Here is a 21,694-nt window from a genome sequence, read left to right on the forward strand (position 1 = left end):
CCCAGTGACACCGGAAACCTAGTCGACCGGGTACCGAGCGAACCACCGGTCGTCACCCGGTGCATCCGGGCCGAACTCGGTGAGCGCGTCGTCCGCCAGGCCGACGATGACATCGCGGAGTTCCAGCCGGTCCAGCCAGCTCTTCCGCAGGGCTTCCTCGCCGTACATCGCGCCGACGAGGTTGCCGCAGACCGAACCGGTCGAGTCGCTGTCGCCGCTGTGGTTGACCGCCGCGAGCAACGCCGAGCCGGCGTCCGCGGTGGTCAGCGCGACGTACACCGACATCGACAACGCCGTCTCACCGACGTTGCCCTGCCCCAGCGATTCCAGCTTCTCCGGCGTCGGCGGCCCCTGCTCCGCCAGCGCCAGAGCCGCGTCGAGCGCCCCGCTCTGCTCTTCGTGCGCCGGGTGCTTCACGAGCTCGGCGCGTGCCGTCGCGACCGCGTCGAGCAGCGGCTTTCCGTGCAGCAGCTCGTGCACGATCACCGCGAAGCACCCCGACGACAAATACCCGCTCGGGTGACCGTGGGTCAGCGCCGCGCTCTCGGCCCCGAGCCGGAACACCTCGGCGAGGTCGTCCGACCACAGCGCGATCGGCGCCGCCCGCATGACGCCGCCACAGCCCTTCGAGTTGTTCACCGGCCGTTCGATGGTGCCCCGGACGCCGGAGCGGCCGTACGCCTCCAGCTCGCCGAAGCAGGTCAGGCCCGGTGCCCGACGGCTGAACAGCTCCTGGTGCGTGATCAGCCAGCCGTCCGGCACCTCGACGCCCGACTGCGGTCCGCGCGCCCGGTCCCACGTGACGCCCTGGGTGTGCAGCCAGCGCTGGTAGGCCATCTGCAGCGATTGGACGACGTCGGCGGAGCCGGTCCGGCGCCGCTGGGCGTGCGCGCGGATCAGTGCTTCGAGCGTGAACAGCGTCATCTGCGTGTCGTCGGTGATCCGGCCTTCGCCGCCGTACGCGGGGATGAAGTCGGTGATGCCGTCCGGCCCGGCGAGCTCGCGGATCCGGTCGATCGAGTCGAACTCAGTCTTCGCGCCCAGAGCGTCGCCGATCGCCCCGGCCAGCAGGCTGCCACGCAGTCGCGATCGCAAGGGGAGTCCCTTCGGTTTCGGGGTGAAGCGGCCGCTCGGGTAGCGGCGTTCCCAGCGGGCGTGTTCCGCGGTCTCCGTCTGGAGGCCGTTGTGGTTGAAGTACCAGAAGACGTCGCTGGCGACGTCGTCGAGCAGGCCGAGATCGGGCAGCGCGGCCACCCACTCGGCGGGCAGGCCGGGGACGCCGAGCCGGGCGCCGACCATGGCTCCGGCGAGCGCGCCGGCCACCGGACCGGACCGCGCGGCGAGCGTGAGCGCCGCTTCCGGGTCGTAGCCGCGCTTGGCCGCGGCGAACAGCGCCCGGCCGAGCACCGACCGGACGCTCCGGCCGTCGCCGATGGTTTCGAGCTGCGTGACGTCGTCGGCGTCGCGGTCCTCGCGCAAGGCCAGGGTCGACGTCGCCAGGTCACCGCCCACCTCGCGCAGCCGCAGGTGCACCGGCAACGCGAACGCGTCCCGGGTGAGCAGCGCCTGGAACAGCGCGACCAGCAGGTCGACGCCCTCGGTGACCTCCGCGCCGGCCGCGCTGCCGGTCAGCTCCCGGGCAACGTCCTTCGCGTACTGTTCGCCGTCGACGTCGGCCATGGCGGCCGCACCGGCCGGCGCCGCGGCCAAGGCCGTGGCCAGCAGCGCGGAGAACTCGGCGGGCGCGGGACCCGAGTGCCGCGTCGCGACGGCGAGCCAGCCGTCCGGGTCCGGCCCGGGCAGGGTGGCCGGCACCTCGCCGGTCGGCACCGGCGGCAGGCCGCGCAGGACCGCCTCGGTGTGGAACAGCAGGTTCCGCGTCAGGCCGCCCATCGGCAGCGGACCGGTCGCGCCGCCGCCCAGCGCGTCACCGATCGCGAAACCGACGTACGCGCCGACGACCCGGTGCCACGCGAAGCGCCCGGCGAGCGTGCCGAAGGCGGAGAACTTCCCGAACGTCCACGGCACCGGACGCGGGCGCGCGTCCTCGTCCACATGCGCGATCAGGCCGTTCGCCCCCAGGTCGGTGGGCCATTCCGGGTCCTGGCCCGCGCGGCGCCGGACGCCGTTGCGGTACTGCCAGGCGAACCCGCGCAGGTACCGGACGCACTCGGCGGCCGTCAGCTCGAAGTGGTGGTCGCGGGCGTGGTCCACCGCGTACCGCAGGTGCCGTTCCAGCAGGTCGGGCGGCTCGACGCCGAACTCCGCGACCAGCGCGGGCAGTGCTTCGGCGACCTCGGGCCCGGCTTCCGGCGCGGGCTCCTCGACTTTCGGACGGCGCTCACCTTCGACCACGCCCAGTTCGGCCGCCGTGAGGCTGCGGACGAGCCCGGTGCCGGGATCGAGCGTCAGCCCGGTCCCCGGCTGGTCGGCCAGCAGCTCGCGGACGGTCACCCGCCACCGGCGCGGGTACCGCCCGGGCACCTTCGCCGACGAGCTGTACGCGATGACTTCGCGCCTGCCCGTGCCGGGCACCGGCCGCAGCAACGGCTCGCCGTCGGGCAGGGGAACAAGCACTTCGCAGTCCAGCAGCGCACGCGCGAACTCGGCGCGGCTGATCCAGTTCGCGCCCAGGTAGTTCAGCAGCTTCCCGGCGTCGGTCGTGGGCACCGGGAAGCCGTGCCACACCGGGCCCGGACGGTACTGGTCGTTGACGCGGCGCGGGCCCGTCGGCTCCCCGAACGCCGTGTACTGAGCCCAGCCGCGGATGGCACGCACCGGGATGCCGAGGTCGGGGAACGCCTTTTCGTCGAACTCCGGGTCGACGTCTGGGCGCCACTCGACGAAGTCCTCTTCTGTCATTCTCCCCATCCTCGGGCTAATGCCGCGGGTACCGCTCGATCCACTGGTCGCCGAGCGCGCTCAACGCCGAGTGCCGGTCGAAGTGCCAGTAGGCGTCGGACGCGACGTTCTCGACCAGGTACCGCAGCTCCAGCTGGTCGACCCACTTCTGCGGCAGCCCGGGGATCCCGGTCCGCGCGCCGAGCAGGGCGCCGGCGATCGCGCCGGTCAGCGCGCTGCGGCCGGAGTGGTTGACGGCGCGAAGCAGCGCCTGCTCCGGGTAGTTCTCGAAGCCCGACAACGCGGCGAACGCGCGTCCGAGCACCGACAACGTGGTCTTGCCGTCGCCGATCAGCTCGGGCATCCGCAGGTCAGGCAGTCCGTGCTCGCCGAAGAAGGGGACGGACTCGGCGACCATCTCCCCGATCTCCGTCCACTCGGGACCCTGCTGGAACTGGTTGTCCGGGTTGAGCACCTCGCGGCTGAGGTTCCAGATCGGGAAGCTGAACGGATCCTTGGTCAGCGCGTGCTCGAACAGCCAGGTCAGGTAGGTCGCGGCGGCCAGGTCGGGCTCGGTGGGGTGGGTGACGCCCGCCAGGCCGCGCACCGCCTGCCGCGTCCCGCCGCTGAACCCGCTGCCGGGCCCGGCCATGGTCAGCGCGGCCGGCAACGCGGAGATCAGCGCGGCCGGCCCGGTCATCGGGGTCGCGCCGGCGGCGCCGGTCGCGAGCTGGTGGTAGCCGTTGAGCTCGGCGTCGTCGGCGTCACGCCGGGCGTGCAGGTCCGGGACCTGCACGAGCCAGCCGTCCAGCGCGTCCATCGGCGCGCCCTGGGTGCGCAGCCAGCGCTGCAGCGCCCCGCGGACGACGTCGGGGAAGAGCTGCTCGGCTTCGCGGGACTCCGGCTGCTCGCGGTGCGGGCTGCGGATCACGGCCTCGGTGTAGAACAGCAGCCGCTGCGTCAGCGAGCCGATCCGGCCCGGCTGGTCGAACGCCGGGACGAGGTCCGTGACGCCTTCGATGCCGTACTTGGCGTGGATGTCGTGCAGGGGCATCCGGTCGACGGCCGCACCGAGGGCCTCCCCGAGCGCGAAGCCGACGTACGCGCCGGTCACGCGCTGCCAGCCGTAGCGGAAGCCGTCCAGGTCCCGCTCGAAGTACTTGCCGAACGTGTCCAGCCGCGGCACCGTGCGGCCGGTGTTGTCGTACGACGGGGCCAAGCCGTTCGCGCGCAGGTCGTTGGGCTTGCTGCGCGGCGGCTCCGGCATGTTCAGCCGATTCAGCCAGGACTCGCCGAGGATGGTCTTCGCGCACTCCTCGGCGGTCAGCTCGAAGCCCCGCCGCCGGGCCTTCTCGGCCGCGAGGAGCGGCGGCTTGACCGGCTCGGGCAGACCCATCCGGGACGCCGTTTCGGCGGCCACGCGCAGCAGGTCCTCCTCGGCCTCCGGGCAGCGGCCGTGCACGTCGATGCGCGGCTCGTGCCGCGGGAACCGCTGGACGATCTCGGCGAGCTCGCCGCTGGAGACGTCCTCGATGGTCGTCGGGCCGCCGTTGATCACCAGGTTCGGCGGGTGTTCGAACTCGGCCAGCGTCGCGACGTCGACCTTCCACCAGCCGTGCTCGCGCGAGGGCAGGTTCCGGGTCGAGCTGAAGACCTTGAGCTCGTTGCGCTCCTCGGCGAAGTAGAACCGGTCGGTCTTGCCGGTCTCCAGGTCGAGCGGGACGAACACCTCGCAGCGGATCAGCCCGATGAGCAGCAGCTCGCGGGTCAGCCAGCCGACGCTGGCGAACGACAGCAGCGTCTCGAGCGCGTTCTCGGGCTTGGGGTAGCCACGGCGGATCGGCCCTGCCTTGTACTCGGGGTTCTCCCGTTCTTCGCCGGTCTGGTTGCCCTCGGCGTCGACCTTCACCCAGCCCGCGACGGCCTGCAGCGGCACGCCCAGCTCGCCGAGCCCGGCCTTCACGTACTCGGGGTCGACGACCTCGCGCCAGTTCTCCTGGCCGGGGAACGCCACCGGCACCGACAGCCCGCCCGGGTGCGGGTGCGCCTGCCGCAGCTCGCCGTCCGGCTCGCGGACCACCACCGACGGCGGCGGGAAGATCTCCTTCTCCGGCCGACCCTCGTCGAGGAACGCGATGGTGTTGTAGGGCACCGACCAGCCCTCGGGGATGCGCAGGACCCTCTCGGTGTCCACCCGGAGCCCGGCGGGACCGGAGACGTCCGGGCCGTGCACCGCGCGCAGCCACTGACCGACCTTGGCAATCGCTTCCGCCGCTTCCACCTACTCGATCCTCTCCAGGCTTCCGTCGGACTCGTGCTCGGCGATCGTCTTCGGCAGCACGAAGGCCACCGCGCCACCCGGCAGGTTCGCCCAGGGGACCGTGATGCCGGTGATCACGTGCAGCGGGCGTCTCAGCCGGTAGCTCCGCCGCACCCGCTCGCGTTCGAGCGGCAGCGACGTCGTGGCGAACCGTACCTCCCCGTGGTGGACGAGGTTGCCGGGTTCCTCGCCGAAGCGCAGGACGACCGTACCCGCCACCAGCCTGGTGATGCGCTTGTTGCGGAGCAGGGTGAGGGGAGGCTCACCCGGCGCCGGGTGCACCGGCCAGTCGTCGAGTTCCTTCGCGGTTTCCAGCGGGGTTTCGTGCCCGGCGGTCATCCGGGCGGGGTGCAGCAGGAGCGCGCCGAGCAGCTGCTGCGCGGCGTCCTCGAGCCGGCCGAAGTACTTCGGCTCGCGGGGTTCTCCGCCGGCGTACGCGGCGACCTCCCAGCCGTCGGACGTGTAGTTGAGGCACCACGTGCCGTCCACCCGCTCGCCGACGCGGTACGCCTCCGGCCACACCCCGTGCTCGCCGAGCCGCTGGACCAGGACGATCAGCAGTTCGTCGTCGGCGAGCTTCGGATCCGGCGTGGTCTCCAGCTCGGCGACGACGTCGCCGACGGTCTTCTTCACGTCGCCGCGGCCCGGCTTCGGCCGCGGCTTGCCCAGCAGGTCCGCCTCGGCGGTCCGGCGGACCAGCGGCTCGACGTACGGCGGCTGGTAGTGGTGACGCCGGATGTGCGCGACGAGGTCCGGTTCGGGCGGTACGCCGTACTCCGCCAGGAGGTGCGGCACCGCCGCGTGCCAGATCCAGGTGCCGTCGGTGTGGAAGCGCTCGTCGCCGTCCTCGTGGACGACGGCTTCGCGCTCGAGGTACTGCAGCACGAGCGGCACCTCGGTGTCGGTCAGCGGCGGCCGGTCGGCGTCCGGTCCCCCGACGTCGGCGTGCCGGAACACCACACCCAGCGGTAGCTGTGCGCGCAGCCGCCACCAGTCGGGGATGTGCTCGTCGGCGCGCGGGTACTCCCCGAGCTCCTCCGGGTAGGCCGCCGGCTCCGGCGAATCTGTCCACAAAGGATCATCGTCGAGGGCGAAGTCGAAGTCGAAGGTGCCGCCGGGGTCGAGGGTGAACCGCGCCTGCAGCCACGTGCCGTGGCCCTCGGCGTACATCCCGGCCCTCAGCTCGGTGAAGACGTCGGCCAGTTCATCGGGCGTCGCCGTGTTGTGGCCGGCGATCTCCGTGTGCTTCCCGAGCTGCCGGAAGTCGACGACGGCCGGCGCGGCGGCGTCGGCCCGGTGCTGCCGGACGAGCTTTCCCAACCGTACCAGGACGGCGCGCTGCTCTTCGGGCGAAAGTCGATGTTCCACGTGAATCATCGCGCCAACGTCGAGGTGTAGCGGAAGGTCGGGGGGTCGCCGGCGTCGCGGCGCGCGAACTCGTCCTCCCACATCTTGAAGGTCCGCCGGTAGATCGAGTCGATCAACGCGCGCTCCTCCTTGGTGATCCGGCGGTTCTCCTCTTCGGTTCCGGCCCAGATCGCGTCGATGGTCTGGTAGAGCGCGAAGATCGGCCCGTCGCCACGGAGGTAGTGGTGCCGCTCCTCCTCGGTCCGGATGACGAACCGCTCCCAGTCGAGCTTCACGATCTCGGCTTCGTGGCCGAGGAGCACGTCCGGAACGTGGTCCGGCTTCTCTTCGAACGCCCCGGTCTCCCAGTTCAGGATGCGACCGGTCAGCCCGCCGTCGGGCGTGCTCTCGACCACGTACGTGTGGTCGTAGTACTCGAAGTAGGACGGCGTCTGAACCATTAGAGACTCCCCTGCAGCGCGTCCCAGAACAGGTCGCGTTCGCGCTTGATCAGCCCGTCGATCAGGGCCTGTTCCTCGGTCGTGTAGTTCGCTCGGCCTTCGGCCTTCCGGAGTGCCTTGAGATCCCGGCGAACTTCGTAGAGCGCGTGCTCGTAAGCGGCCACGTCGTCGAGTGCCTTGACGTGGAGGCGCAGCTCGGCGACGTGGCCGTCGATGCGCACGCTCATCTGCAAGTCGCGATAACCGGCTTCCGCGGGGTTCGCGAATCGGTCCTCGAACTTCACGATGTCCAGCTCCGGGTGCGCGGCAACGCGTTCGAGCGCCGCGTAGGCGTCCTGCACCCGCTCGAACTGGATCATCGCGCCGGCCAGGTCGATCAGCCTCGAGGCATCTCCGCCGTAGTCGGCGATCTTGTCCATCGCCCGGCCGAGCGACTTGGGACCGGGGCGGAATCCCGGGGTCCCGTTGGTTTCCTCCGCCAGTGGCGGCAAGGTCCGCTTGAGCACTTCCTGCGCGCGTGCCGCCTCTTCGTAGCGGTGCCCGAGGTACTCGCGCGTGTAAGCCTCGTCGCCCCGCATGGCGGGGTCGAACGGCGCCTGCAGCCGATCCGACGGCCGGTGCTGCCGGGCCTCTTCGGTGACCCGGTCGGCGACCTCGTGCTGTTCGGGCGTCAGGGGGGTCGGCTCGGCGTCGGGGCTCACCGGTTCGGCGTCCGGGGCCGGGTGGTGCACCTCGTGCACGGCGTCGGCCAGGATCGGGATGGCCTCGTCGTGCACCAGCAGGCTCGCGATCGTCTCCGGCTTGCGCAGCAGCGACCGCGTCAGGAACTCGTTGGCCGGGTCGTGGAGCAGGTTGACCAGCTCCGGGTGCTCCGCAAGCCGCGTCCGGACGAACTCGCCGACCGGGCCGAGGTTCTGCGGGTTGCCTTCGTGGTCCTTGACGACGAGGTCGGTGGTGGCACCGGCGAGCGCCTCGGCGACGCGAGGCTGGGCGAGCAGTTCGTCGAGCCGCGACTGCGGGGCATTGCCATAGCCGCCGTGCGTCTCGTTCGGGGCGTGCTCCGGCTGGACGTGGACCTCGTCCGGCGTGCCGATGTGCATCAGCTTGATGCCCTTCGGCGGCTGCGGCAGGTGCATGAGGTCACCGGACTGCGGGTCGATGAACGCGACGCCGTCGCGGGTGTGCACGACCATCGCGACGTGCCCGTACACGACGCCGTTCGGGCCTTCGTACTTCACCGCGACCACAGCGTGGTGGTCGAGCGGCCGGTCCCGCATCTCGCGGATGACGTCGTCGTAGCTGCCGCGTGCCGAGAACGTCTCGCCGAACCGGCCCTCGAGGTGCTCGAGCGTGCCGCGGGTGCCCATCTCGTGGAAGAGGGCCGGCTCGGCCGTCATGTCGCCGCCGCGCAGCCGGTCCATGTACGCCTCGGGCCCGCGGGTGCAGTTGGACATGTACCCGTTCTCCAGCGCGCCGGGCTGGTGGAAGCCCGGGTTGACGTCGCGCAGGTGCGGGTGCCGGTCCTGGACGTAGGCCGCGCGCTCCGCCGGCGTCGCCGTGTCGGCGTGGATGGCCGGTTCTGACGGCGGGTTCGTCGCGCGCGCCAGTGTCGAGTAGTCCGGCTGCGGCTCGGGGACCACGGACGGTTCCGAGCCGTCGAGGGCGTCGCTGATCGACGGGTGCTCAGGCTGGTGAAGCTGCTCCGGCTCGCCGAAGCCGCCGAGGCGTTCCATCAGCGCGGCCTGCCGGCGCCGTTCGAACTCGGCCGTGTTGTGCTCGTTCTCGGCACGCCGCTCGGCCATCTTCCGCTGCGCGGCCTCGGGGTCGAGGTAACGCGGGTGGCCGGGCCCGATCTCCTCGGCCTCGATCACCCACTTGCGGCGGCCCTCGGGCGTGATCTCCAGCCGCCGCTCGTGCACCAGCAGCTGAGTGCCGGGCGGCGAGAGCGTCTCGCGCTCGGACGGGTTCTCGGCGAGCTTCGAGATGTCGCGGAGGTTGTCGGACCGGACGTGCAGTTCGACGTCGTCACCGAACTTGCTGGTCGAGAACTCGCCGGTCTTGATCGACGCGCTGGAGAACGCCGGCTCGACGACGACGGCGCCCGGCTCGTACGGCCCGGCGACCAGCTCGGCCAGCCGCGGGTCGCCGCCGACGTCGAAGGCGCGGATGCTCTTGCCGGACGTGCGCGGGACCTGGTTGAGGCCGTCGGTGATGGCGCGCGCGTTCGCCTGCGCCAGGTCGAAGCCGGGGTGGCCGGGGCCACGGCGCAGGGCCTCGTTGACGTCGTAGGCGTACTCGCCGCGGGTGTAACCGTGGACCGCGACAGCGCCCTCGTCGGTCAGGGGCAGTCCGGCGGCGTCCCGGCGGGCCAGGGCGCGGTCGTGGATCTGCTGGTAGATGCCCTCGTCGCCGACCGCGCGGCGGATGCTGTCGTGGTCGGCGGGGGTGCCGCGGTGCTCGCCGTCGAAGAGGTAACGCTCGTCGTGCGGCAGCCGCTCGGGCGCCGGGCTGAGGCGGTCGCCGATCGCCGGCGTTTCGTGGGGGCCGGTTTCGTGGGGGCCCAGGGGCAGTTCGCGGATCCCGGCGGCGTCGTGCGGCAGTTCGGCCAGCCGTCCGCTGACGGGATCGGCGAACAGCACCCCGTGCTCGGTGTGCACGGCGGCGACCAGCCGTTCCGCGCCGGCGTGCTCGAAGGCGACCGCGGACCGCGCGCCGACGGGACGTTCGCCGAGGTCGCGGGCGACGTCGTCGAAGCTGCCCCGGTGGCTCCACGGCCCGTCGAGCCGCTCGCCCCGCGACGGCCCGGCGACGACGTCCTCGCCGTTCATCCGTCGCTCGAAGGCGACCATCGAATCGGCGGCGTTGGTGCGGAAGCCGTTCTCGAGGGCGTCCGGGCCGTAGTGGTTGCGGGTGTTGACCGCACCGAGTTCGGGAACGGCGTCGCGGACGAGACGCGCGTGCTGCTGCGGCGTCTCGACGGACCCGGCGTGCAGCACGGGCACGCCGCCCGGGGTGAGCGGCTCGGCGAGCCGGGACCAGCCACCTTCGGGTTCGCCGGTGGCCGGCACGCGCCGCACAGGCGGCGGCGGAGCGTCCACGGGGTCGAAGCCGAGCAGCTTGGACATGTCACCGGTCGGCTTGAGGTGGGGGTGCTCGGCGTAGAACTGTTCCAGCTCGGCGTCGGCCTCGCGCTGGAAGCGCTCCTCGTCGGCGCGCTCCTGGGCCCGGCGTTCTTCGACGGCGGTCCGGGCGTCGGCCTCGCCGAGATGCCCCGGATCACCGGGCGTGACCTCTTCGGCGTGCACCACCCACTGCGGCTCGCCGCGCTTGTGGTTCGGGTGCTCGGGGTGCCCCGGCCCCATCTCGACCCCGGTGACCTGGAACTGCGTCCCGGCCTTGAAGAGGACTTCGCGTTCGTGCCCGATGCTCGCCAGCGCTTCGACGTCCCGGCCGGTCCTGGACCGGATCCGCATCTCGACCTCGCCGGGGAAGGTGCTGCGCGGGTGCTCCGCGTCGACCTTCGACGAGCTGAGGAACGACGGTTCGGTGATGTGCGCACCCTCGTGGAACCGCCCGAGGAAGGCCTGCAGCCGCGCGGGATCGCCGTGGAAGTCGACCCGCCGCGAAACGGTCCCGAGGTGCGGCGGCAGCTCGTTCAGCCCGGAAGCGAGAGCCCCGGCCTGCGGAGCGAGATCGACGAGCTCGGGCCCACCCATCCGCAGCGCCCGGTTGAGCGGCCCGACCATCTCGTACCGCGTGTAGGCGTGCACGGCGAACGCGCCGGCGTCGGACATGCCGGGGTGGAACTCGTCGCGCCTGGCGAGCGCCTCGCGCCGGACCTGCTCGTGACGCCACTCGCCGGACTCCGGGCTGTGCCGCCCGGAGTCCATGAAGGTGTCCTCGATCCGCCGGACCCCGGCGGGATCGTCGGTGTGGAAGGCGTGGTCGGCGAGGTAGGGCTCGTCGGGCCGGAGGTGAGCAGGTTCGCCGTCGTGAGCAGCGGGTTCCTGGTCAGCGGCGTGTTCTGGGGCCGCGTGCTCGGCGGCGGGCTGCTCGGCCGGGTGTTCTTGGGCGGGGGCGTGCTCGGCCTGCTGCTCGTTGTGCGGCGCCGGGCGTTCCTGCGCAGGCGTGGGGGCGGTGGGTGCCTGCTCGGCAGGTCGTGGCTGTTCCGGCGCACGGTCCACCGGCCGCGGCGGGTCGAACGGGCTCTGCGGCCCGCGCGGCAGGTGCTCCGACGGCGGACCGAACCGAGGCGGGGGCACCCGCGGGTCGTGCGGTGACATGGGAGGGCGTCCGCCCGGCGGGGGCGGCATCGGCGGCCGTCCGCCGGGCCCTTGGGGACCACGCGGCTGGTTCGGATATCCCGCGGGACGCTGCGACCCGGGCATCGGCGGACGCTGCCCACCCGGCGCCCCCATCGGCGGCACCCGGCGCGGATCGTGCGGGTGCACCCCACCCTGCGGCGGCTGGCCCCCCATCGGCGGCTGCCCGGCCGACGGATAGTGCCCCCGCTGGTGCGGCTGCCCACCCAGAGGTTGCGGCCCACCCTGCGGCGGCTGCCCGCCGGGCTGAACGGATGGCTGCGCCCCATGCGGCGGCTGTGCACCCGGCCGCATCGGAGGCTGCCCACCATGCGGCGGTTGCCCACCGTGTGGTGGCTGCCCGCCCTGCTGTACCGGCGGCTGGCTGCCCTGCGGCGCCTGCCCGCCGGGCCGCAGCGGCGGTTGCCCGGGGGGCGGTTGGCCGCCGGGAAGTGGTTGCGTGGGGTGCGGTGGCTGTGCGCCCGGATGTGCCGGCGGCTGCCCACCGTGCGGTAGTTGCCCGCCGGGCTGCGCTTGGGCGCCGTGGGGCGATTGCCCTCCCGTGCTCGGCTGTGGTCGATGCCCACCTGGCTGAAGCGGCGAGGGACCGCCGTGGGGTTGACCTGGCGGTGGCGTTCCCTGCCGCCGGCCGGGCTGGGGTGGCTGACCACCCTGCAGCATCCAGCGGGGATCCTGCGGCGGGACCCGTCGCGGCTGTTCTCCACCATGCGGCGGCATCGGCTGCTGCGGCGACGGCCCGGCCGGTCGCGGGCCCGGGCCACCGCCGTTCGGCATTCCCGCGGGTGGTGGTGGCGTGAACCCGCCGGGAGGCGGCGGTGCCTGCTGCGGCGACGGTCCGTTCTGGAACGCCGCCGTCCCGCCATCCGCCGCGAACGGCTGGCTCGCACCGCCCGTGAACCCGGCCGCTCCGACGTTGTCCTGCGGGCGTCCGACGGTCTGCCGTCCCGGCTCCGGGCCGGATCCCGGCGGCGGTGCCATGCCGTATCCGCCACTCGGCGAACCGGTGCCCGTCGCCGAAGCCGGCTGCTCCGCCATCGCGCGCACAGCTGCGGGCTCGGAGCCGGGTTGCTCCGGCGCTTGCCGTGGCTCGACCGACTGCCGTTCCGGGCCCGGCTGCCCGTGGCTCGGCGCGTTGTCCGCACGCTGCTCCTGCCGGGCCTCCGGCTCGGACTCCACCCGTGAGTCCGACGAAGACGGGGATTCCCGCCGCGCTTCAGGTTCCCGGCGAGATTCGGGCTCGGACGACGCCTCGTGCCGGGGTTCTTCACCCCGTGACTCGGGCTCAGGCGAAGCCGCGGCTCGCGATTCGGGCTCCGAGGCCGCCTCACCCCGCGACTCCGGCTCCGAAGAAGGCTCCCGACCAGCCCCTTCCCCGCGAGACTCCGGCTCCGAGGACCCCTCACCCCGAGACCCAGCCTCCGAGGACGAGCCCCCCGCGTCACCTGGTTCGGTCCGCGGGATGTTCGCCTCGTGGATCGAGTGCAGCTGCTCCTTGGCGCCCCCGGCGGCACCCCCGACCGCCCCGCTCGAAGCGCCCATCAGCAGCTGCTCCGGCGTCAGCGAGCCCAAGTCCCCCGTGACGGCCGCCTGTCCGACCGTCTGCGCGACCCCTTCGACCGCACCGCGCGCCCCCGCGCGCATGGCCGCGTCCGCGATCTGGCCGCCGGCGCTGTGGGACAGCCCCTCGGTGGCGCCTCGCCCGATCGATCCGGAAGCCGCCCCGACGACCCCGCCGACCGCGCCCGAAATCGCCGCGTCGGAGGTCTTGGACCAGTCCCAGCTCTTGCGGTCGCCCTTGGCCATCTGCAGACCCTGGATGCCCGCGTCCATGCCGAGGTTGATGGCCTCGTTCTTGAGGACCTCCATGCCGATCTTCTTGAGGCCCTGCTTGAGCAACTGCTCCAGCAGCTCCTTCGCGACCTGCTTGAACCCCTGCTGGGCGAGCTTCTCGAGCAGCTGCCGGAACAGCATCTGCACGGTCATCCGGGTGGCGATCTGGGCCGGTGCGATGCCCGCCGTCGAGCCGCCGAACGTCACCGCGGCCGCCGCGATCATCGCCGCTATCTGGGCCGCCAGGATGATCAGCGAAATGATGATCATGTACTTCGTGTACTCGACGTCCAGCGCCGTCTGGTCGCACGAATCGCCCAGCGCCTTCGTCGCGTCCGCCAGCTGCTTGAAGTACGCCTCGTCGCCTTCGACGAACTTCTTCCACTGCTCGGCGAACGCGTCCGCGCCGTCTCCGGTCCAGTTGTCGTGGATGCCCTGAGCGGCCTGGTTGCCCGCGTCGGAGGCCGGCCCGATCGCCGAAGACGCCGTGTGCCACGCGTCGCGCAGGGCACGCAGCTTGGTCTCGTCGCCCTCCGGCCAGCTCTCCCCGACGACGATCGGCAGCAGCCACTTGACCGCGTCGGGCATTTCCATCCCCACGCGTCATTGCCCCTTGCTGAGCTGCGACGTCACGTCTTCGTCGGCGCCCGAGAGCGCCTTCATCGACTTCGCGACGTTCTGCTGCATGCCGCGCAGTCCCTGCACGAGGTTGGCGAACCCTTCGGTGGCGCCCTGTGCCCCGGGCACGTAGTCCTTGGCGAACTCCTTGCCGGAGTCGTCGTTTCCCCAGCACTCGCCCTGGGCGTCGAGCGCACCCTGCAACGCCTTCAGCGCGTTCTCCAGCCCGTCCGCCGCGGTGACCAGGCCGTTCGACGCACGCAGTACCGCGTCCGGTTCGGCGGTGAAGCCGGTCCCGTCCGGCATCAGTCGCCCCTCGTCATCCAGGACGACGGCGGCTCCTCGTCCTCGTCACGCGGCGGGCGGACGCGCTTGGGAGTGGGCTTGGGTGCCGGGATCGGCGCCTGCTCGTTGCGCAGGATCGAACCGGCGTCTTCGAACGACTCGGGACGCGGCGCCGGTGCCTCTTCGTCCTCGGTGAAGTCGGGGATCGGCGGCACCAGCCCGGCCAGCGACGGTGCGCCTTCGACCAGGTCGGCGAGGTCGGGCAGGCCCTCGGTGATGGGCGCCATCAGGTCCGCGATCTTCTGCTTGACCTGCAACGACCCCTGCCGCACCAGCGTCTGGACGGTGTTCGCGAGCTGCGCCGGAGTGGTGCGCTCGAACGTGTTCGGGGCGAACTCGAGCTTGACGAGGCTGCCGCCGGCGTCGATGGTGGCGCGGACCAGGCCATCGGGGGAACTCACCTGCGCGGTGGTTTCGGCGGCCGCCGCCTGGGCGTCGCGCAGCTGCGCGGTCTGCCGCTCGAAGTTCTCCAGGAGGGTGTCCATCCGGTCCTTCATCGCGGCGTTGCGTGCTTCGAGCCGTGCACGGTCGTCGCCCGCGGTGGTCACAGGTGCCCCCGGTGTCCCTCGAACCTACTAATGACTGCCCGTCACCCTAATGCCAATGGAGCAGTGGCCGTGACCGGTTCGGGTGTTTGCCTCAGCGAATCGTGCGGCGCCGGGCCACCAGGTACCCGGCTCCGCCGACCAGGTAGCAGACCGTGGCGGCGATGAGCAGGCCCGGCGCGCGGCCGTCGTCCGGCACGACGAGCGCGCCCAGCGAAACCGCCGCCACCTGCGTGATGTTGAAGAGCGTGTCGTAGAGCGCGAACACCCGGCCGCGGGCTTCGTCGGCGACGTCGAGCTGGATCGATGAATCGACACACAGCTTGAGCACCTGCCCGGCGCCGGTGATGACGAACGACGCGAGCAGCGCCAGCGGCAGCACCATCGGCAGGCCCAGCGCGGACTGCGCGATCGCCGCCAGCAGCAACGCGCCGAGCACGGCACGCAACCGGCCGAAGACACGGATGATCCGCGCGGTCAGCAGCCCGGCCAGCAGCAGCCCGGCCCCGGCGAGCGCGGCCATCTGCCCCAGACCGGGCAGGCCGGCGCGGAACATGCCGTGGTCGGTGAAGTAGTTCCGCATCAACAGCACGGTGACCAGCAGCGACACCCCGAACGACGCCCGGTGCGCGAACAGCGCGAGGAACCCGGCCGTGACACTCGGCGCGCGCCACGCGTGCTTCGCGCCGTCGGCCAGCCCGCGCGCGACGGCCAGGAAGGCGTTCGGCGGCTCGTCGACCACCGACGGTCCGAGCACGCCGCGGGCGAAGCCGCGCGCGAGGAACGCCGCGACCAGGGTGCCGAGCACGGCGAACACCGTGGTCTCCGCCGATCCGACGTCGTTGCTGCCGAGCAGTGCCCGCAGGCCGATCGCGCAGCCACCACCGATGACCGCGACCACCGAGCCGAGCGTCGTGGAGAACGCGTTCGCCGTCACCACGCTCTCTTCCTCCACGACGTGCGGCAGCGACGCCGAAAGCCCGGAGCCGATGAAGCGCGTGATCCCTTCCGCGGTCAGCGCCAGCGAAAACAGGCCGAGACCGCCGAACCCGAAGCCGACGGCGGCGGACGCGCAGACGATCGCCAGGCCACGCAGGAGGTTCGCGAAGATCAGGACCTTGCGGCGGTCCCACCGGTCCAGCAGGGCGCCGGCGAACGGCCCGACGACGGAGTACGGGAGCAACAGCGCGGCGAATCCGCCGGCGATGGCCAGCGGATCGGCGGCACGCTCCGGGTTGAACAACACGGCACCGGCGAGCCCCGCGCGGAAGACGCCGTCGCCCCAGCTGGCGGCGAAGCGCGTGAAGAGGAGACGCCGGAAGTCCGGGTCCTTGAGCAGCTCCCGAGGGCCTCTTCGCTCTGTCGCCGTCTGGGCGCTGATCGTCACGAAGCCAGAGTAAGGCCCAGGCGTAGGGCATCAGTCAAGAGAATGGGTGGCCGACGCACTAAGGTCGCCTCTCGGCGGCTATGCGCAGTGTGGCTCCAGCCGGACGGTATTCCACAAAGGCGGTTCTTCAGTGAGCCCGGGGGACACGCAGTGCGCCGGCCACATGTTTCAAACGAGGCTGCTGGGGCGATTGTTCCCGAGCCGAAGTAATTCGCCGGGCCAGGGGTGGGATCATGGGTCGCGTGCCAGCGGACGCCGAGGTTGAACCGGGAACGCTCCTGGTCGCCGCCCCCACGATGGTCGACCCCAACTTCCGCCGGACCGTGGTGTTCGTCATCGATCATCGTGACGAAGGCACGCTCGGCGTGGTCCTGAACCGGCCGAGCGACGTCGCCGTGCACGACGTGCTGCCCAACTGGGGCGGGCACGTCGCCGAGCCGCAGGCGGTGTTCGTCGGGGGGCCGGTCGAGAAGAAGACGGCGTTGTGCCTGGCCGCGCTGCGCACCGGCGAGACGGCGGCGAGCGTGCCGGGCGTGATCGCGGTCCGCGGCCCGGTCGCGCTGGTCGACCTGGACACCGACCCCGAGGTGCTGGTGCCGAAGGTCCGCGGCGTGCGCGTGTTCGCCGGCTACGCGGGGTGGAACTCGGGGCAGCTCGCGGGCGAGATCGAGCGTGACGACTGGCTCATCGTGCCCGCGCTGCCGAGCGACATCCTGGCCTCGCCGAACGGCGACCTGTGGAGCCAGGTGCTGCGCCGCCAGGGCATCCCGATGGCGCTGCTGGCCACCCACCCGGGCGACCTGCAGCGGAACTGAGTCACCTGAAAACTAGGCTTCGTCCTTCTTGAAGACCCCGCAGCCGCCGGCGCCGCACGCGCAGCCGCTGCACCCGGCCGGTGCCGCCGGAGCCGGGGCCGGAACGGTCAGCGCGGCCCGGTTGCCGAGCACGCCACCGCCCATGACCAGCACCAGCATGGCGAGCACGCCGGCGAGCGCGGCGGAGATCAGGCCGCCGGTCGACGGCATCGCTAGCCCGGCCAGCCCGGCGAGCACGGAGATCGCGCCTCCGGCCATGGTCGGCAGGCCGGCGATGCGGTTGGCCAGCTTGAACGCCTCTTCACTGCGCAACGCGGCTTCCGTGCGCACGCCGGTCCCGCCCTCGCGCGTCAAGCGCTCACGGAAACCGAGGAACCCACCAAAGCCGACGAGCACACCCAGCACGATCGGAACCAGCGCGATAGCGAACACGAGCTCAAGGATAAGCGTGACGTCCCGGCAACCTGCCGGATACCCTGATCGACTGTGCTACAGGCCATGTCACCGCGCGTACTGCCCACTCTGTTGGCCGCTGCCCTGATCGGCGGAATCCTCGCCGCGGCGCCGGCCGATGCCACCGAGCGTCACCAGCGGCCCCTCCGGCTGCTCGGCGAGCAGATCGTCCCGAACGCCCTGCCGTTCCAGGGCACGATGGTCGGTGGCCTGTCCAGCATCGACTACGACCCGCGGACCGGCGGCTACGCCCTGATCTGCGACGACCGGTCGGCGATCAACCCCGCCCGCTTCTACACCGCGACCTTCCCGGTGTCCGCGGACGGCGTCGGCCCGGTCACCTTCACCGGCACCAAGCCGTTCCTGCGGCCCGACGGCACGCCGTACCCGCCGCTCACCCAGAACGACCCGGCGAAGCCGCAGAACGAGCAGACGATCGACCCGGAAGAGCTGCGCGTCGACCCGTGGACGGGCGACTACTACTGGGCGCAGGAGGGCGAGCGGACGGCGACGACGTTGATCGACCCGTCCATCCGCGAGGCGCGCCGCGACGGCCGGTACGTCCGTGACCTGCCGATTCCCGCGAACGAGAAGATGACGCCGACGGCGGGTCCGCGGCAGAACCTCGTCCTCGAGGGCATCACCTTCACCGGCTTCGGCTCGCTGCTGGCCAGCGAGGTCGAGGGTCCCCTCCTGCAGGACGGGCCCCAGCCGACCACGACGTCGGGTGCGCTTTCGCGTATCACCCTGCAGTCGCGGTTCGGCCCGGTCCTGGCGCAGTACGCCTATCCCCAGGAACCACTCTTCGCGTCACCGGTGCCCGCTGACGCGTTCGCGACCACCGGGGTGTCCTCGATGCTGGCTGTCGACCAGGCCGACCCGACGAAGTTCCTCATGATGGAGCGTTCGTTCAGCACCGGTGTCGGCAACAAGGTCCGCGTCTACGAGATCGACACGTCGGGCGCGACGAACGTCCTGAACGTGAAGTCCCTCGCCGACGCGAAGCACGTCAAGCCGGTGAAGAAGCGGTTCCTCTTCGACGCGGCCGACCTCGGCTTGTCCACAGTAGACAACCTCGAGGGCATGACTTGGGGGCCGAAGCTCCCGAACGGCGAGCGCAGCTTGATCTTGGTCAGCGACAACAACTTCTCCGCGACCCAGGTCACCCAGTTCGTCGCACTGGCGGTCCCCTCGGAACGGCTTTGACCAGCAAGTTACGATGTGCACATGAACACGGCTCGGCTGCTCCTTAGCCTGCCGCGCTGACCGGGCCCGGCCCGGCCGGTGCGGCGACCCCTCATGCCCTGGTGGCTGAGGGGTCGAGTTGTTTCTGGAGTAGCTCGAACTCGGAGGAAGACGGCGATGACCGAGACAACAGGGACCGACGTCCCGGCGCACCGCTACACGGCCGCGCTGGCGGGTCAGATCGAGCAGCGCTGGCAGGACCACTGGGCCGACCAGGGCACCTTCCACGCGCCCAACCCCGTCGGGCCGCTCGCCGTCGAGGGGCAGCCGGTGCCCAGCGACAAGCTGTTCGTCCAGGACATGTTCCCGTACCCGTCGGGCTCCGGCCTGCACGTCGGGCACCCGCTGGGCTTCATCAGCACTGACGTCTTCGCCCGGTACCACCGGATGATCGGGCGCAACGTGCTGCACACGATGGGCTTCGACGCGTTCGGCCTGCCGGCCGAGCAGTACGCCGTCCAGACCGGGCAGCACCCGCGCAAGACGACCGAGGAGAACATCCGGACCTACCTGCGCCAGATCCGGCGCCTGGGGCTGGGCCACGACGAACGCCGTCGCATCTCCACGATCGACCCCGAGTACTACCGCTGGACGCAGTGGATCTTCCTGCAGATCTTCAACTCCTGGTACGACACCGAGGCGGGCAAGGCGCGCCCGATCGCCGAGCTGGAGGCCGCGTTCGCGGACGGCTCGCGTCCGACGCCGGACGGCCGTGACTGGGCCGCGCTGAGCGCGGCCGAGCGGAAGAGGGTGATCGACGACAACCGGCTGGTGTACATCTCCGAAGCGCCGGTCAACTGGTGCCCGGGCCTGGGCACGGTCCTGTCGAACGAAGAGGTCACCGCCGACGGCCGCAGCGAGCGCGGCAACTTCCCCGTCTTCCGCCGCAACCTGCGGCAGTGGATGATGCGGATCACCGCGTACGCCGATCGCCTGGTCGACGACCTGGACCTGCTGGACTGGCCGGAGAAGGTCAAGTCCATGCAGCGGAACTGGATTGGCCGCTCGCACGGCGCCCGCGTCACGTTCTCCTCCGGCGAAGACGCGATCGAGGTCTTCACGACCCGGCCGGACACGCTGTTCGGCGCCACCTACATGGTGCTGGCGCCGGAGCACCCGCTGGTCGACAAGCTGGTCACCGAGGCGTGGCCTGCGGACGTCGACGAGCGCTGGACCGGTGGTGCGGCGACGCCCGCCGAGGCGATCAAGGAATACCGCGTCGCCGCGTCGCGGAAGTCCGAGCTGGACCGGCAGGAGAACAAGGAGAAGACCGGCGTCTTCACCGGCGCGTACGCGACGAACCCGGTCAACGACAAGCAGATCCCGATCTTCGTCGCCGACTACGTGCTGATGGGCTACGGCACCGGCGCGATCATGGCCGTCCCCGGCCAGGACGTCCGCGACTGGGAGTTCGCCGAGAAGTTCGGGCTGGAGATCATCCGGACCGTGCAGCCGTCCGAAGGCTTCGACGGCAAGGCGTACACCGGTGACGGCCCGGCGATCAACTCGAGCTTCCTGGACGGTATGGACGTCGCCGAGGCCAAGAAGACGATCATCGACTGGCTGTCGGAGAAGGGCGCCGGCACCGGGACCGTCCAGTACAAGCTGCGCGACTGGCTGTTCTCGCGCCAGCGCTACTGGGGCGAGCCGTTCCCGGTGGTCTACGACGAGAACGGCGAAGTGCACGCCGTCCCCGATTCGATGCTGCCGATCGAGCTGCCCGAGGTCGCCGACTACTCGCCGGTGACGTTCGACCCCGAGGACCGCGACTCGATGCCGTCGTCGCCGCTGGCCCGCGCGACCGACTGGGTCGAGGTCGAGCTGGACCTGGGCGACGGGCCGAAGAAGTACCGCCGCGACATCAACACGATGCCGAACTGGGCGGGCTCGTGCTGGTACCAGCTGCGGTACGTGGACCCGACGAACGCCGACACGTTCTGCGCGCCGGAAAACGAGCAGTACTGGATGGGCCCGCGGCCCGGCGAGTACGGCGCGGACGACACCGGCGGCGTCGACCTGTACGTCGGTGGCGTCGAGCACGCGGTGCTGCACCTGCTGTACTCGCGGTTCTGGCACAAGGTGCTGTTCGACCTGGGCCACGTGACGTCCAAGGAGCCGTACCGGAAGCTGTTCAACCAGGGCTACATCGAGGCGTACGCGTACACGGACGCGCGCGGTGTCTACGTCCCGGCCGAGCAGGTCGAGGAGCGCGACGGGAAGTACTTCTTCAACGACGAAGAGGTCACCCAGGAGTACGGCAAGATGGGCAAGAGCCTGAAGAACGTCGTCACGCCGGACGAGATGGCCGAGAACTACGGCGCCGACACGTTCCGGTTCTACGAGATGGCGATGGGCCCGCTGGCGATGTCGCGCCCGTGGGCGACCAAGGACGTCGTCGGTGCGCACCGGTTCCTGCAGCGGCTGTGGCGCCTGGTCGTCGACGAGACGACCGGCGAGCTGCGAGTGTCCACTGAGGACGCTTCGGAGGCGGACCGCAAGGTGCTGCACAAGACCATCGCGGGCGTCCGCGAGGACTACGCCGAGATGCGGTTCAACACGGCCGGCGCGAAGCTGATCGAGCTGAACAACCACGTCACCAAGGTGTACGGCGGGGCCGCGTCGACGCCGCGTGAGCTGGCCGAGCCGCTGGTGCTGATGCTGGCGCCGCTGGCCCCGCACATGGCCGAGGAGCTGTGGCACCGGCTGGGCCACGCGGACTCGCTGGTCCAGGGCCCGTTCCCGGTGGTGGACGAGAAGTACCTGGTCGAGGACTCGGTCGAGTACCCGATCCAGGTCAACGGCAAGGTCCGTTCCCGGGTGACGGTGCTGGCTTCGGCGTCGTCCGACGAGGTCCAGGCGGCCGCGCTGGCGGACGAGAAGGTCGCGGCGATGGTCGGCGACGGCTCGCCGCGCAAGGTCATCGTGGTGCCCGGCCGGCTGGTCAACATCGTCCTGTAGCGCGCTGTCGGAAAGCCGCCGGTGCTTCTCACGTGTTCCCGATTTGATTGAGCAGTCAACGAAAACGCTCGATCGAAGGAGAACCGGGGATGACCCTCGACGGCAAGGTGGCACTGGTGACGGGCGGCAGCCGGGGCATCGGCGCGGCCACCGCACTGCGGCTCGCCGAGGACGGCGCCGACGTCGCGCTGACGTACCAGAGCAACG

General features: G+C 71.4%; 13 protein-coding genes. 4 read left to right on the forward strand and 9 right to left on the reverse strand.

From position 1 onward, the window contains the following. Positions 1 to 18 precede the first annotated feature (18 nt). The 8 genes from CF165_RS52415 to CF165_RS02755 form a co-directional block, all read right to left on the reverse strand. Positions 19 to 2,862, reverse strand: coding sequence for an ADP-ribosylglycohydrolase family protein (locus tag CF165_RS52415; protein ID WP_093945805.1), 2,844 nt, complete (start codon positions 2,860 to 2,862; stop codon positions 19 to 21). Positions 2,863 to 2,878: 16 nt separating this feature from the next. Beyond that, positions 2,879 to 5,122: an ADP-ribosylglycohydrolase family protein gene (locus CF165_RS02710; protein WP_093945806.1), complete on the reverse strand. Its 2,244-nt coding sequence runs from the start codon at positions 5,120 to 5,122 to the stop codon at positions 2,879 to 2,881. Next, entirely contained in the window at positions 5,123 to 6,538 is a 1,416-nt protein-coding gene (locus tag CF165_RS02715; RefSeq protein ID WP_240521430.1) for a TNT domain-containing protein, read from the reverse strand. After that, on the reverse strand, positions 6,535 to 6,969 hold the full coding sequence (locus CF165_RS02720; protein ID WP_093945808.1) for a hypothetical protein: 435 nt from the start codon (positions 6,967 to 6,969) through the stop codon (positions 6,535 to 6,537). Before CF165_RS02720 ends, CF165_RS02715 begins: the two co-directional genes overlap by 4 nt. Then, complete coding sequence (locus CF165_RS52420; RefSeq protein ID WP_240521433.1) at positions 6,969 to 13,715, reverse strand: WXG100-like domain-containing protein; 6,747 nt, start codon at positions 13,713 to 13,715, stop codon at positions 6,969 to 6,971. The genes CF165_RS02720 and CF165_RS52420 overlap by 1 nt, the downstream gene beginning before the upstream one ends. A gap of 9 nt (positions 13,716 to 13,724) precedes the next feature. Beyond that, positions 13,725 to 14,045, reverse strand: coding sequence for a WXG100 family type VII secretion target (locus tag CF165_RS02745; protein ID WP_093945813.1), 321 nt, complete (start codon positions 14,043 to 14,045; stop codon positions 13,725 to 13,727). Beyond that, on the reverse strand, positions 14,045 to 14,632 hold the full coding sequence (locus CF165_RS02750; protein WP_240521431.1) for a YbaB/EbfC family nucleoid-associated protein: 588 nt from the start codon (positions 14,630 to 14,632) through the stop codon (positions 14,045 to 14,047). The genes CF165_RS02745 and CF165_RS02750 overlap by 1 nt, the downstream gene beginning before the upstream one ends. Positions 14,633 to 14,723: 91 nt before the next feature. Next, the gene (locus CF165_RS02755) at positions 14,724 to 16,016 is read right to left on the reverse strand and encodes an MFS transporter (RefSeq protein WP_167441326.1); all 1,293 of its coding nucleotides are present in this window, start codon (positions 16,014 to 16,016) and stop codon (positions 14,724 to 14,726) included. A 233-nt stretch (positions 16,017 to 16,249) separates the two neighbouring features. Between CF165_RS02755 and CF165_RS02760 the strand changes: the two genes are divergently transcribed. Continuing rightward, positions 16,250 to 16,831, forward strand: a complete 582-nt coding sequence (locus CF165_RS02760; RefSeq protein WP_167441327.1) for a YqgE/AlgH family protein — start codon at positions 16,250 to 16,252, stop codon at positions 16,829 to 16,831. Positions 16,832 to 16,843: 12 nt separating this feature from the next. On the opposite strand, the gene CF165_RS02765 is transcribed toward CF165_RS02760, so the two are convergent. Next, positions 16,844 to 17,263, reverse strand: a complete 420-nt coding sequence (locus CF165_RS02765) for an SdpI family protein (protein ID WP_093945814.1) — start codon at positions 17,261 to 17,263, stop codon at positions 16,844 to 16,846. Positions 17,264 to 17,329: 66 nt separating this feature from the next. On the opposite strand from CF165_RS02765, the gene CF165_RS02770 reads away from it, so the two are divergent. The 3 genes from CF165_RS02770 to CF165_RS02780 all read left to right on the forward strand — a co-directional run. Then, the gene (locus tag CF165_RS02770; RefSeq protein ID WP_093945815.1) at positions 17,330 to 18,490 is read left to right on the forward strand and encodes an esterase-like activity of phytase family protein; all 1,161 of its coding nucleotides are present in this window, start codon (positions 17,330 to 17,332) and stop codon (positions 18,488 to 18,490) included. A gap of 156 nt (positions 18,491 to 18,646) precedes the next feature. After that, complete coding sequence (leuS, locus tag CF165_RS02775) at positions 18,647 to 21,487, forward strand: leucine--tRNA ligase (RefSeq protein ID WP_093945816.1); 2,841 nt, start codon at positions 18,647 to 18,649, stop codon at positions 21,485 to 21,487. A gap of 89 nt (positions 21,488 to 21,576) precedes the next feature. Further along, the coding region (locus CF165_RS02780) for an SDR family NAD(P)-dependent oxidoreductase (RefSeq protein WP_143268421.1) at positions 21,577 to 21,694 on the forward strand (118 nt) is incomplete at its 3' end.

Origin of the sequence: Amycolatopsis vastitatis, assembly GCF_002234595.1 — a bacterium.
Classification (GTDB): domain Bacteria; phylum Actinomycetota; class Actinomycetes; order Mycobacteriales; family Pseudonocardiaceae; genus Amycolatopsis; species Amycolatopsis vastitatis.

What these genes read in the sequence shown, in the direction of transcription:
- CF165_RS52415 (WP_093945805.1), bottom strand. Translation starts at nt 2,862, where the DNA reads ATGACAGAAGAGGACTTCGTCGAGTGGCGCCCAGACGTCGACCCGGAG.
- CF165_RS02715 (WP_240521430.1), bottom strand. Translation starts at nt 6,538, where the DNA reads ATGATTCACGTGGAACATCGACTTTCGCCCGAAGAGCAGCGCGCCGTC.
- CF165_RS02720 (WP_093945808.1), bottom strand. Translation starts at nt 6,969, where the DNA reads ATGGTTCAGACGCCGTCCTACTTCGAGTACTACGACCACACGTACGTG.
- CF165_RS52420 (WP_240521433.1), bottom strand. Translation starts at nt 13,715, where the DNA reads ATGGAAATGCCCGACGCGGTCAAGTGGCTGCTGCCGATCGTCGTCGGG.
- CF165_RS02745 (WP_093945813.1), bottom strand. Translation starts at nt 14,045, where the DNA reads ATGCCGGACGGGACCGGCTTCACCGCCGAACCGGACGCGGTACTGCGT.
- CF165_RS02760 (WP_167441327.1), top strand. Translation starts at nt 16,250, where the DNA reads ATGGGTCGCGTGCCAGCGGACGCCGAGGTTGAACCGGGAACGCTCCTG.
- CF165_RS02770 (WP_093945815.1), top strand. Translation starts at nt 17,330, where the DNA reads ATGTCACCGCGCGTACTGCCCACTCTGTTGGCCGCTGCCCTGATCGGC.
- leuS (WP_093945816.1), top strand. Translation starts at nt 18,647, where the DNA reads ATGACCGAGACAACAGGGACCGACGTCCCGGCGCACCGCTACACGGCC.